At 45.4% G+C, this 13892-nt stretch carries 7 protein-coding genes and 1 pseudogene; all 8 read right to left on the bottom strand.

Annotated elements, in window-relative coordinates; genetic code table 11:
- A partial coding sequence (locus tag Q0C19_RS01085) for a ferredoxin--nitrite reductase (RefSeq protein WP_295051915.1) occupies positions 1–1527 on the bottom strand: 1527 nt, incomplete at its 3' end.
- Entirely contained in the window at positions 1505–2281 is a 777-nt protein-coding gene (gene cobA, locus Q0C19_RS01080; RefSeq protein WP_295051912.1) for a uroporphyrinogen-III C-methyltransferase, read from the bottom strand. The genes cobA and Q0C19_RS01085, both read right to left, overlap by 23 nt.
- A 192-nt stretch (positions 2282–2473) precedes the next feature.
- On the bottom strand, positions 2474–2899 hold the full coding sequence (locus Q0C19_RS01075; RefSeq protein WP_295051910.1) for an Rrf2 family transcriptional regulator: 426 nt from the start codon (positions 2897–2899) through the stop codon (positions 2474–2476).
- Positions 2900–2908: 9 nt separating this feature from the next.
- Positions 2909–4546, bottom strand: a complete 1638-nt coding sequence (locus tag Q0C19_RS01070) for a bifunctional protein-serine/threonine kinase/phosphatase (RefSeq protein WP_295051907.1) — start codon at positions 4544–4546, stop codon at positions 2909–2911.
- Between the two features lie 106 nt (positions 4547–4652).
- Positions 4653–5930, bottom strand: coding sequence for a nitrate/nitrite transporter (locus tag Q0C19_RS01065; protein ID WP_295051904.1), 1278 nt, complete (start codon positions 5928–5930; stop codon positions 4653–4655).
- Positions 5931–6196: 266 nt separating this feature from the next.
- Positions 6197–8692 (bottom strand): chemotaxis protein CheW, encoded by a 2496-nt coding sequence (locus Q0C19_RS01060; protein WP_295051902.1) that lies wholly within the window; start codon positions 8690–8692, stop codon positions 6197–6199.
- Between the two features lie 165 nt (positions 8693–8857).
- Positions 8858–10669, bottom strand: coding sequence for a flagellar assembly protein A (locus Q0C19_RS01055; protein WP_295051899.1), 1812 nt, complete (start codon positions 10667–10669; stop codon positions 8858–8860).
- 5 nt (positions 10670–10674) lie between these two features.
- Positions 10675–13859, bottom strand: a pseudogene (locus Q0C19_RS01050) (efflux RND transporter permease subunit).
- Positions 13860–13892 lie beyond the last annotated feature (33 nt).

Genomic DNA, 13892 nt, shown 5'->3' with positions numbered 1-13892 from the left:
GAAATGTTCCAAACTCTCTTTTGAATTTCGCAAATCGCGAAACTGACGCATCAACTCGGCGACAAATTCGCGTGCCTCTTCAAGAACGATCCCTTTTAGCAACAAATGGGCCTCTCCCCCTGTGCCGCTAAGCGTTCCCCCGATAAAAATATCCACCCCTAAGAGCGTTTTCCCGTTCCGGGGCACTTTGCATCCGACAAATCCCAAATCTCCCGCACCGTGAACCCCGCATCCTTTGACACATGCTGACCAATAAAGACGTACTTTTGCATCTTCGATCGGAACTTCACGACTCAAATATTCACCTATATCGATTGCGTCGGGTTTACCGGGGATGACGCCGAAGGGACAATGTTCACTCCCGGCACAAGCAATGAGATTCGCCATATAGGGTGAGGGACGGTTCGGATATTTGAGAAAGAGAGGGGAAGCTAATGCCTCGCTCTCATTGCTGATTCCGGTGATGATGAGGTTTTGTTCGATGGTGAGGCGGATGGCACCGTTTTGGCTTTGTGCAATATTTGCCGCATACAACAGATCCGTTCCGCTAAATACACCGGAAGGGATAGCCGCATAGAGGGCGAAATTTCCGTTATTGAGAGCAATTTTGCCATAATGATCTCCCCCTTCCAACTGTGTAAGACTGATACCGGCTTTGGGCATCGAGCGCCCGAGTTGCCCTTCAATCGCGGCTCTAAACTCACTCATCCCCACCGCTTCGATCAGAAATTTGAGACGGTTTTTATTGCGGTTGTCACGAAAACCGTAGGTTTTAAAGAGGGTGGCTACCGCTTCGAAAACTTTCGCAGCTTCATCGGGAGCGACGAACATATCGGCATCGTGTGCCAAACTTCCGACCCGTCCTCCCAGGTAGAGGTTGAATCCGTAGATTCCCTCTTTTTGCGCAAGAGAGAGGGCAAAGTCTTGTCCGAAGATATTGCATCGGTTGGAGAGGGAACCGTTAATCCCGATATTGAATTTACGGGGCAATGTGGTGATCCAATCGGGATTTTTTAAAAAGATTGACTGGATTTGTTCCATGATCATCGTGCAGGGGATAATATTGTCCATCGCCAGAGCATCGAGCGGATCGATGAGAATATTACGAAAATTATCCACTCCCGTCTGATAGCTTGTGAGTCCGACCTCTTCGAGCAGTTTCAACGCCTCAGGAATATCTTCGATCCGCATATAGCGCAGCTCGATCTGTTGGCGAGTGGTGAGATCGATGTAATCTTGTCCGAACGTTTTGGCCACATAGGCGACTGCCATCGCCTGTTCGACATTCAAAGCCCCTCCGGCGATCCGTACCCGGATCATAAACCGTTCCGGAGTAGCGGGTCGGTCGAATATCCCGAAGCTTTTGAGGACGAAATCTTTATCTTCCTCACGGATGGATGCATAACCGCTCGAGGCATATCCTATCAGTCGTTCCCATGCTTCTGCAGCGTTAAACAGCTCCTTTATTGATTCGGTTTTGTGCCGTTTGACACTTCGTTCCGTATTAGCCTTCGCAAGTGATGTCATAACACACCTCCTTGGGCTCATAGCGATATTTCGGGAGTATTTCAGCTAAATTCACAACGTTCCCGAAGACTAAAATAGCCGGTTTCGGAGCCTCTTTCGCTGCCGTGACGAGTTCGCCGAGTGTTGTGATGATGGTGCTTTGGATGGCTGTGGTCGCGTTGGAAATGATAGCGACTGGCAACGCGGCACCAATCCCTTTTTCCAATGCCTCTTTGACGATTTGACGGGTTCGGCTTACCCCCATAAGAACTATGGTCGTATGATCCTCCACCCCAAGCATAGGGATCCATGTGAGGTTGACACGATCACCTGAAAGATGAGCCGATACTACCGATACTCCCGTACTTACTCCACGGGCAGTGGGGGCGATTCCCGCAGAAAGAGGTCCTGAAAAAGCCGAAGATATTCCGGGAATTACCTCTGTTTCGATACCGTGGGATGAGGCATATATCGCCTCTTCCGTACCGCGACCGAAGATGTAGGGGTCACCGCATTTGAGACGTCCTACCGTGTATCCTTGCAGTGCATACTCACTGATCATCGTATTGATTTGCTCTTGCGGAAAACTGTGTTTCCCTTTTTCTTTTCCAACGAAAATTATTTTAGCGGAAGAGGGGATCAAATCAATTATCTCTTGAGTTAACAGATGATCGATAAGGGCAATATCGAGTTTTTCAATGCTTTTGAGGGCCTTGAGGGTCAACAAGTCAGCATCGCCGGGTCCGCAACCGATTAAATAGAGTTTCCCATTCATGTCGTTTCCTTGAAGTCACTTATTCAGACTTTTTTATCTTTAAAAAATAATAGTGTAAAACAGAAGAGATAAAAACAATTTTTTGTTTATTTTTTAATCAATTTATTGCTAATAATACAAAATAAGATTCTTATTGATCGAGATAAGTGTAATGGCTCCATTAACCGAGTAGATAGAGAGGATGGCAATGTGTTAAATACGTTTGATTTTTCTATGGAGTACATCTTCCGTGATTTCACTCAACCGCATGGCAGAGTACATTTCGAGCATCTCTTGACGCCATACATCCCATTGAGCGTGGAGGGCACAGGGCTTTTCGGCTTCGCAGTCTCCGATTCCCAACACACACGCATCAAAAAAGGTTGTTCCATCAACTGCTTCGATGATGGAGAAAAGGGTAATGTCGGAAGCTTCACGGGAGAGGGAAACGCCTCCAGTCGCGCCGCGCTGCGAGATTAGTATTCCGGCACGAACGAGTTTTTGGAGTGATTTTGCCATAAAATGAAACGGCAGTTCCAGCGCTTCACTGATCTCTTGAATCCGATGAAACTCTCCTTTTGGTTGGGTAGAGAGCCATACGGCGGCTCGAATCGTATCTTGGCAGGCGGAAGAGAGCATTAAAAACCTTTATTTGGTAACATACAGATAAAATGTAATCATCTCTAATAATAACAGAATTATAAATCCGATTTTATAAAAAGTTACCGGGGAGCGTTCAATCAAAGGGGTAGATCCTGAAAAAAACGGTTTTACTTTTTCGGGTGCTTTAAGATCATAAAAAAGCTCTGAGTAGTGGCGATAGCGCAGTTGTGGATTAACCGCAATGGAGCGCATAATCACGGAATCGAGCCATAAGGGAATAGTGTTATTGAGCTTAGAGGGGCGTTTTGGTATCTTGAATGTCGGGGTTTGGAACGGTTCGATCTCACCGTAGGGAAATTGAGCGGTAAGTGCCCAATAGAGGGTCACCCCTATGGAAAATATCTCCGTAGCTTCATTGATAACACTTTCGTTAAAACGCTCCGGTGCAAGATAAGTAGGGGTTCCGGCACGATTATTGAGCGAAAAAATTTCGACGATAGAGCCGAAATCGACCATTTTAAAATCTACTCCGGCTTCCCCCTCGCGTTGGTATACGATGATATTCTCAGGTTTGATATCGCCGTGAACGAGCCCGAGATGCAGCAGATGCGCTTCTGCTCGGTGGAGAAATTTACCGAGTTCAACGCCATTATCGACGGACAAAGGGCGATTTTTGAGATACTCTCGCAGATTTATCCCCTCTACCAATTCCATGAGATAATAACGCATACTGCGCCCGCTCGGAATCCACGCATGCCCGAATGCTTTATGGGTAATCTGTTTAGCATACCATGCTTCTCGGACGAAGGCATCGAGCGATTCCTCATCGTCGCTGAGGGGAAATTTCATGACACAGAATTCGGAATCTTTGACAACTTTCCAAATCCGTTTGTGTTCCATCATCGCAGATACAAGGGTATATCCATCGATGATTTCCCCTTCACTCAGGGTTTCGGGTATCAGAAGGGGGGTGTTTTTAATCGCATAAAGCGGGTCAAGCGATTCAATATAAAAAATTTGGAGACTCATATCATCCCGATTGATCGCTTCACAATTTTGGGCGGTGTAATGGATAATTGTACGCGCTCCTAGTCTTTTTTTGATCATGTCGTTAAATTCAGACTCCTCCAGCAGCGTATAGACTCCGTCACTGCACAGTATCAGAGTATCGCCTACCGATAAAGGGGTCGTGAGGATAATGGGATCGATGTTTTCATTCAGTCCGCACGCGAGAGTTAAAACATGGGACATATATTTATCGTCCAAGGTATGATCGGTGCTGAGACGGCGAAGCTCCCCATTGTTTTTTTGGATATAGATGCGAGAATCACCGAGATTGAGAGTGTAGAGCGTTTCACCCTCGATGACTGCGAGACATAATGTCGTGAGAAGCTCGATTTTTCCGTATTGGGTCATGGATTCTTTAAAGAGGAGGCTGTTGATATGGCGGGTAAATACTTCCATCGTTTTGGGGATATCCCAAGCCTTTGGGCGGTTTTTGAACTGATCGATGAAAAATTTGACGCACTGGCGTGAGGCAGTCCCTCCGCGTGCCGCACTTCCGACTCCATCGCACAACACGCTCACCAGAAGAGCATTGTCAATAATGCTGTAGGCACAAGCGTCATCACCTGTGGTGGTGTCTTTGGGGAGGATGAATTCGGAAGATTGGACTTTAAGCATAGAATGAACCTTTATAGCATCGTCATTCCCGCGAAGGAAGGCAAAGTTCTGTCATTGCGGACTTGATCCGCAATCTTAGATCCTGAATCAAGTTCAGGATGACGCATTATATCCGTGCCCCCGAAACCGCACCCCATGTCGTACGCCAACGGGTTTTGACTAAACTGATTCCCGATAGGGCGATCACCGTCATCACTGCAAAGATCACAAATCCCGCAGCATAGCCATCAAATGCACTTTGTGACCAACCGAAAGTTTTGATCAGAGCCGTTCCGCCTAGACCTCCGGCCATACCGATCAGACCCGTCATAACACCGATATCTTTACCGAAACGCTGCGGTACGAGCTGAAATACTGAGCCGTTAGCCATTCCCAGATTCGCCATAATGAGAAACATTACAAGAATTGCTGCCCAAAACGGCAAGCTGACGAACGCACTGATCAGTGCTAAAACGATGATACTACCGTAAAACACATAAAGTGATTTAATCCCCCCCATTTTATCGGCAATGGCTCCTCCGACTGGACGCAGCAAGGCACCGGCAAAGATACACAGTGCTCCGAAATAGCCTGCAATGACTTTCACGTTTCCCTCCTCCATGACGTTAATCCCAAACGTTGACATATCCGCTTGGTAGGTGTTCATCAAATAGACTTTCATGTAATTGGCAAAGCCGATAAATCCGCCGAAGCTCACTGCGTAAAAGAGATTAAACCACCAGGTATCGCGATCGCGCAGCAGTTTCAGGTAATCCCCAAGCTTCTTTGGATTGGGTTTATAGACCGATGCGGGAGCATCTTTAGCCAGAAACATATAGGCGAATAAAACGACAAACGATAATACGGCTCCGACGAGAAATACCGATGGCCATCCCCAAATTTCAGCTATCTTCGGGGCAAACAAAAAGTCGATAACAACACCGATATTCCCGGCACCCGCAATACCTAAAACTGTCCCTTGCAGACGAGGCGGATACCATTGTCCTGCTTGAGGCAGTGCTACGGCAAACGATGCACCGGCGAATCCGAGTCCTAATGCTACCCACAATAACTGATCATACGTGATCGACGCTGCCGCGAAGAACCCATAAAACAATGTAGCGATAACAATACTTTGGGAAACTAAAGCGGTCTTTTTCGGACCAAATTTATCGACGAATATTCCCAATACCAGACGTAATATAGCTCCGGCGAGTACCGGAACTGCCAAAAGAGTAGCGGTCTGATCGTCATTCATCGCAAAGCCTCTAGAGGTTAAAGACTCGTTGATCTCGGTAGCAAGAGGCCCCAACATCGTCCACATCATAAAACTAAAGTCAAAATAGAGGAATGCGGCGAGCAGTGTCGGCCAGTGTCCCTCTTTTTTTAAAGCGCCAAATTTCATAGCGTCTCCTTTTAAGATTTTTTTGTCTGAAATAATTATAGTCAACAATATGATCAAAAAGTAATTTATATATGATTAAAAAATAACCAACATGGGATATTACCGTGGGATGAACGTATTTATGAGCAGTTTGAAGGATATAAAGCGATCTATAGGAGGCAAGAAGGCCTCCGAAAAGAGTGTTATGCCATCACTTTATGCAAGGGGCGAGCGTATGGCTGGATCAGCTGTCCATAGATTTTGGGTATGTCGAGGATCGAGATCATTTAGTTTCCGAAATCTTCGGCATTGTCTGGGATAATAACGGCTTTGGTCAATGAATTTTCATTTTTCAAGACATTGCTGTATTGACTGATCGAGCGAAGCGGAATCTCTGGGCTGCTGTAGATTGCATCGACGGCAAATCCGAGATAGACAACCTGCTTTTCGATAACCGCTTTGACGAGGATGATGGTATCGCTCTCTTTGTCGTATTTTTTCTCCATACCGAGCAATTTGGCTAGGGAAATAACACTTACCATCCGTTTGTCATAACTGATGACCCCCAGATTGTATTCGCTTGCGTGGAGTATCGAGGTAAGCTCTTGATGGGCGAGTGAACAGACGACATTTTTAGATTCGACCGCAAAAAGCGATCCGCCGACGAAAAAGGTTGAAATTTCGGATGTCTCTTCGGTTCCGTTCGCTTTTGGATAGGTATAGACCCGTTGGAGCGGAGTCTCAGCTTCAATCGCTTGAACTTCTCCGATAGGACGGTAGAGGAGGGCAATAATGTCATTGTCGTACCCGTCGCTTTGTTTGTATTCGCGGTACCCGTTGGAGCAGGTTGCTCCGAGTGCGTAATAGACCCCCCCGAAAGGGATGATTTGCGCATCGCTTTGCCCCGGTGTGAGTTCCAAAACACTTACCGGGAGATTAAGCACATCTCCTACACGGATTAGAGCGGTAGTGGTAGAGATGACACGGCCGCTGCGATCGATAAAAAGGGCAAACATCCCCTCCGGGATCTCATGGTGTTCGTCTTTCGGGAGCGTATCGTTCAGCATTGCTTCAAACTGAGACTCGGCATCAAAGACAATCCCGATTCCGCCGACATTTTCTTCGTTAAAATTACGGATACAGGCATTATAGACATAGGTTGAACGGCCGGAATAATAAGGACTCGGTTCGAATGTCGATACCACATACTCTTGAGTCGTTTTGAGATCCAGGGTCTCCATTGCCCATGAATATCCCACTTTTTTTCCGATGATACCATTATCGGACGGATTCGAAACCGATACGATGGTCCCCTCACGATCGTAAATGAACATAGCGCTGTAAACGGTATAGAGGTTGTTGATGTATCCCAATATGGAGTTCATCTTTTCACGATACTCTTCGCTGACATTGATATGGGATAAACACTCCCGAAAGGTTGTCGTCAAAGCCCACCAGCGGCAATCATTCGCCCGTTCATACAGGTTACGGTCCATGATGTCGATAGCAAGAGAGGATTGAAATTTTAAATCTTCAAGATACTGCACCATCATGGCCGAATTGAGATTGGCAACGGTATGATCAAAAACCCTCTTGGTCTCTTCTCCGGTTTTCGATATTTCAGAGAGGAGGGCTTTGGTAAATGGGCTTTCGTGACCGATCGCATTGGCGATTTGGACATTACCGTTCCAGACGGTAATATCGAGTTCGCTTTGGATTTTTTTCGCTTTTTCCAAAATATCTTTGAGCTCTTGCGGATAGTAGACTTTGGCGTTCGCGACTGAATCAAAGAGCTCGTTTTTAAGAAACGAAGGGCGTGACGAGGAACGAAATGCCAGATGTAAAGGGACCATCGCATGTCCGATCCATCCCGTCCCGTTATACCCTTGATACCCAGTCGTTTTTACCGCTTGGTAAAGATATTCGAATCCGGCATAGTAGGTTTGATGATCGGCATTATTGCGCGGAGACAAATAGGACCCTACCGGCACGTGGTGTGCGGATGATGAAGCGATAACGTCTCCGTCGGGGCTGAGAAGTTCCAGTGCAATATACGGATTTTCACGGGTCAGTTTTCGAAAAATGCTTTGAAGTTCATTTTCAAACCGAAAAATAAGGCACAGTACCCCCAACGGCTCTTCGGTTTCGGGGTTGCTGACACGGTAAGAGTAGATGAGCGAAGGTTTTTGGTGCGTCAGATCGCTGGAAGAAAAGGTTTCGACATATCCTTGATACGTATGCAGGGACTCTTGAATCAGAGGATCTTTAGAGTGGGTGATCGGATTGGCACTATCGAGCTGTACGAGCACTTTTCCTTTGGTATCGAGAAGGATAATATTTTCATAAACACTGTATTTAGCGACATATTCTCTAAAACGTCCGGTAAGAGCCTCTTTTTTCTTGATTTTGATTTCGCGCATCTCTTCGGATGCCGACATATCGGCAGAGTGTAAAAAGAGGAGATAATCGCGAATATCATCGTCCGTTGCGAGGAATCCGATATCGGCGGTACGTTCGAAAAGGTTGCGGATCAGGATATCGATTGCCGTCTGTGCTTTGGACTCGAGTTCATTGAGACTTTTGTTAAAGGTCTCTTCAATAAGGCGCAACAGAGGCTCATCAAGCAAGTCCTCAAAAGCTTTTCGTGTTTCACTCGTATCCATGCCGATATTGGACATCGAGCCTAGTAGAGTAAGTAAATCCCACTTACCCGATAGGGTACTCATGTTCTTTTCAAAATTTTGAACATCGGACATATAGTTGATGAGGTGGTTGCGTTGCATCGTGGTTCCTGCGAAATAAAGAGTTAGGTTAAATAACAGTGACAGTATAAGAAGCAATAGGTGGGAATGAGGAAGGAATAATGATTAAATTTTGATCATCTAATCTTATTTTATGACTAATATTTATCGTTTTGTCTGATTAATGATCAATCCAAAAGGAATGGCTTACGATTCCAATTGAAATTTCTTCTCATCATTCTCTTTTTTTAACCGGACTTTGGTCACTTTTCCTTCAGGAGAAATACTATGCTCCTGATGAGTTTTCGGGTCTATAAAGAGTATCCGGCTATGTCCGTTATAGACTCCGTAGTGGGTAATGATAGCGTGAAGATCGGCTTCGTAGAGTTGCTCCAGTTTTTCTCCGATAAGTTGGATATCGGTTTCTACCTCTTTGAGTTTCTCGGCAAATTCATGAAGAGATTCGGATTCAGCTTTGTATTGTTGCAATCTGACAAGATCGGCTTTTAAAGGGAGTTCCCCTTTTTTTTGTTTCACCAGAACCCGTTCTTGGATTTCCTTGATACGGGCACTTTTTTCTTTAAGTGTGAGTTTTCGAGCAATAAACTCTTTACTCTCTATCTGCAAACGGGACGTTTTATCCCGTATAGTTATCTCTAACTCTGTAATTTTGTCATGATAACTCTCAATGGCATGGGGATCAATAATCAGGTTATTGCCATCCCCTTCAATATTTTGGATGGTTATCGATTCAAGCGCAATTACACGGGCATTGGAATAAAGGGTATCGATGTGAATTTCACGTGCGATAATCTCCCCTCCCATCATTTTCTGGATACGGATGATATCGGCTTCCACTTTCCCTGCTTCTAAAATGGTAATATTTGCCTCTTTGGCTTTAAGATTGCCGCGATGGAGATGAATATTTGCAATCTCTGAAACATTGATCTGGGATCGTTTATGCGTTTGTGCACCGATATTGACTTCACATGCCTGGATTTTGGAGTTACTTCCAATGGTTCCGCTTACATCGAGCTTTAGAACGTCGATATTTACTCCCATCCCGACGGCATCTTCACTGGAAATTTTTTTATTGATTTTCAGCGATACATCTTTGTCTAATCCGGTTTCGATCGAACCGGTTTTTTTGAAACTAGCCGATTCGATTTGAAGCTCTTGCGAAATAAAAATGATCCCTTGTTTTCGTTCAACAAATCCTGAAACGGAAGCAAAAAAGCGGATACTCTCTTCATCTTGTTCACTTCGGACGGTTTCGGGATCAATCACAATGTAGTTTGCGTATTTTGTGGACGGGTCAGGAACGGCTATATGCTCTCCGGTACAGGCACGGCCGTCACGACCGTATTTCGGAAGAATATATTCGAGAATCAAATCTCCGGGGGAGACCCCTTCGATAAGACTGTTGGTTTTGTTTGCCTCTTTGTAATGGAGGATCACTTTGTCATTGATCGGAAGAATCGGGAGAAAAAATTCGCCGATCGTTAAGCGATACAAAAATGCGAGGGGTCCCTCTTTCTGTATTTTAATGATAAGGCGGTTGATTTCACGATCGAGCCCTTGATCATAAAGACCGATAAGGAGACCATGTCGAAGCATTTTACGGATAATAGCCTCTTTGATCCACTCCTGAATCCCTTTTTTAAGGGGAATCTTTGAGGTTGGATCAATGATGACAATCACTTTGCTTTTGGTTTTATCGGTTGCAATCGTAAAATTAAGATTGAGGTAAGGGTGGGGTTTTTGCAACCGGATATGGATTTGATACTCTTGGCGGAGGAGAAAATGGGGAGAGCGTACTTCTATTTCGGTGGTTTGAGAGAGGAGGTCGCTCTCTCTAAGGCGTTGCCACTCTTCATCCGTCGTTTCTTTGAAATAGGTTTCATACGAGAATAAATCGAAATCCAGCGCATCAACCGGAACTCTCTGTTCCAGTGCAGCTTTTTTTAAATCTTGTACTACATTTTGAGAGACGACGGTAATCGGTACAAAAGTGGACATTTACTTTATGGCTCCATTATGGATACCGCTTCACGCTCATGAAAATTAAAATGACGTTCTAAATCGGAATTGTCGATAAGAACAGGAACAACAATGAGCGACGCGATGACTGCTGCTATTGTACCAAAAATCAGCGAAACTCCAAGCCCTCCGAAAACGGCATCACTGGCTAAGAGGGTTGAGGCAAGTATAATCGCAGCTGCAGTGAGGAAAATGGGCTTAGCACGGGTAGCGGTCGCGTAGGCGATCGCCTCTTTTTTAGGCATCCCTTTATCCAGCATCAACGATTTGGTAAAGTCGATTAACAGAAGCGAGTTGCGTGAACTGATTCCGATCAAGGCGATGAATCCAATCAATGACGTTGCTGTCAGAAAGAACGTATCGGCGGTAAAGATATTCATAATAAAGTGACCGAAAATAACCCCGATGATCGAGAGAAAACTCCCTAATAAAACAATTCCGCTAATGACGAAACTTTTGTAATAGACAACCATCAGGAGAAAAATCAATATCAGTGCCGCGATAAACGCACCGCCGAGATCGACGAAGGTATCCAACGTTACTTTCATCTCGCCGTCCCATTTAAGCTCATACACCTCTTTGGTTTTTTTATCGACAAGTTGGAGATTGAACAATCCGGTTTTGGTAATCTCATATTCATCACTGAAGGTATCGAGAATCACATTGCGTGCCGCCATCAAAGGGTATACCTGTGAGACCATATCGGTTTCGGCTACGACATTGGACATCTGGTGGAGATCTTTGGTCATAATCATCGGATTGGACTTCACCGGAACGATATCGACGATTTCGGTGATCGGAACCATCATCCCCATTTGATTGAGGAGTTTGAGGCTTGAGAGTTTCATCTCAATCGCTGTTTTGTCACGGGAGGCAAATTTTTTCCCCTCAGGCGATAATGTCAGGAAAATAGGGATTTGATCGGTTGCACTTTGGGAATTTTTGACGGCAATTCCCATCCCCTCGAACGCAAGATACAAAATATCATTGACGTGTTTGACATCCAATCCCGATTTGGTGATTTTATCGGTGTTGACACGCACTTCAAATTTATTGTAAATCTCATCTTGCATAATATCGATATCGACAAGTCCGTTTGTTTTATGGAAACCCCCCTCAACCCGTTCACTCAGATGACGGATCCCTTCGGCTTTATTCCCGTAGATTTCTGCAACGATTGCCGCCATGGTCGGAGGACCGGCAGGAGGCTCAACAAATTTGATATTGGTTTGGGAATAGAGATTGCCGCACTCTTTTTGGATAATCGGACGTAGACGCTGTACCATCATGTACGATGGTTCGTCACGATGATGTTTTTTAGTCAGATTGACCACCACTTCGGCAACATTTTCGTTGTTTTTGAAATGGCTCCCTTTAATCAGTCCGGCAAAATCAAGCGGCGAACCGCTTCCTAAAAATACTTCGGTATCCAATGCCTCTTTTTCGTTTTGCAAAATTCCGACGACACATTCGCTAACTTGTCGGGTTTGTTCAATCGAACTGCCGTTGGCCAAATCTATGTAGATACTGTAGGTGTCATTATTTTTGCCCGGAAGCATTTTGGCCAAAACAAGTTTGGTCGGGATAAAGGCAACGGCGATAATAAATGCAATGAGCGTTCCCCATAAGACCTTTTTTTTCTTGGAAGGGGTGTTGAGCATCAGAAGCAGATAGTTTTCAAATTTTTTATACATTAGTGAGAATCTCCGTGGTGTTCGGGTTTTTTAAGCAACCGTATTGCCAAATAAGGGGTAAAAATATAGGCGACAAACAACGATGCCACAAGCGCTACGGGGACGTTGGCGGGGATCGGTTTCATAAACTGTCCCATCATCTGACCTACAAACGCCATCGGAACCATCGTAAGGATGATGGCAAGGGTCGCGATATTGGTCGGTGCTCCGATCTCATCGGTTGCTTCGATCATCAGTTCATCGGCATCTCTGTCCGCCGCACCCGGGGCGTGGAAATGGCGATGAATATTCTCAATCACGATAATCGCCGCATCCACCAATAATCCAAGGCTCAGCAAAAAGGCAAAAAGGGTGATCCGATTGATCGTTTGCCCCGTCAGGTAGGCGATAAAGAGGGTGATTGCCAAAATTGCCGGAACGGTAAAGGTGACGATCAGCGATTCTCGCCAGCCCAATACAAAGACGAGCAAAATAGCAATAATGACGATCGAAAGGAGGAGGTGGAAAACAAGTTCATTCACCGCTTCATTGGCACGCTCACCGTCATTTCGGGTGATGACGTAGTTGATCCCATCTCTTTTCATCTGCTCTTTGTATTTCTCGAGTTCCGTTTTGACCGCTTCGGCTATGATAACGGCATTGGTCCCTTGAAGCTTGGAGACGGTGAGGGTGATTTGATCTTTGAGGGGTGAGAATTTTCCGTTTTCACCTTTGACACTGACGAGTGCCGATTTGAAATTTTGGATATCCTGCCCGGCACTGATGGTCGCGACATCACGCAGATAGATTGCTGAGCCGCCGTATTGGGCAACGATGATATTTCCGACATCGTCGACACTGTCGATAGCGTTTCGAACTCCGATCATGACGATTTCGTTGGCTTGGGTTTTCCCTTTGATCTCAGGGACGTTATACGCCAGCGATTGGGTAGCCATAACGATTTGCCCCAAAGAGAGGTTATACCCCGCAAGACGGTTCATATCCACCAATACGTTGTACTGGTGTTTTTTGGCCCCCTTGATATCGGTTACGGCGACATTGGGTAAACCGTTGATATGGTGTTGAATTTCTTTGACATGGTCATACAAAAGGGTAGGATCCATCTTCGGATTGTTGGAATAAAACGCGACCGATACGATGGGAATATCGACATCAATATCCAGCGGTTTGATGATCGGCTGCATCGCCCCCTTTGGGAGAATACTCATGTTTTGCATGATTTTATCGTAGATTTTGAGGTTGGAGTCCTCTTTGGCTTCACCGATAAAAAAGGCGGCATTGAGTACGGCTACGTTGTCCATTGCCATGCCATGGATATGTTCAATTCCTTTGACCTCTTTGAGTTTGCGCTCAAGCGGTTTGACAATAACATTTTCGACTTCGCTGGCGGTCGCTCCTGGGAGGGCGATAATGACCGTTGAACCGCTGACGACCATTTGCGGGTTCTCTTCACGAGGCATAAGTATCAATGCCATATACCCGATAACAAGGAGAAAAATTCCGAGGAT

Source organism: Sulfuricurvum sp. (assembly GCF_023250475.1).
Classification (GTDB): domain Bacteria; phylum Campylobacterota; class Campylobacteria; order Campylobacterales; family Sulfurimonadaceae; genus Sulfuricurvum.
This window is presented reverse-complemented; position numbering and strand designations above follow the sequence as displayed.

Excerpts from the sequence above, each read along its gene's own strand:
- Q0C19_RS01075 (WP_295051910.1), bottom strand. The coding sequence starts at position 2,899 with ATGCTCTCTTCCGCCTGCCAAGATACGATTCGAGCCGCCGTATGGCTC.
- Q0C19_RS01065 (WP_295051904.1), bottom strand. The coding sequence starts at position 5,930 with ATGAAATTTGGCGCTTTAAAAAAAGAGGGACACTGGCCGACACTGCTC.
- Q0C19_RS01070 (WP_295051907.1), bottom strand. The coding sequence starts at position 4,546 with ATGCTTAAAGTCCAATCTTCCGAATTCATCCTCCCCAAAGACACCACC.
- Q0C19_RS01060 (WP_295051902.1), bottom strand. The coding sequence starts at position 8,692 with ATGCAACGCAACCACCTCATCAACTATATGTCCGATGTTCAAAATTTT.
- Q0C19_RS01055 (WP_295051899.1), bottom strand. The coding sequence starts at position 10,669 with ATGTCCACTTTTGTACCGATTACCGTCGTCTCTCAAAATGTAGTACAA.
- cobA (WP_295051912.1), bottom strand. The coding sequence starts at position 2,281 with ATGAATGGGAAACTCTATTTAATCGGTTGCGGACCCGGCGATGCTGAC.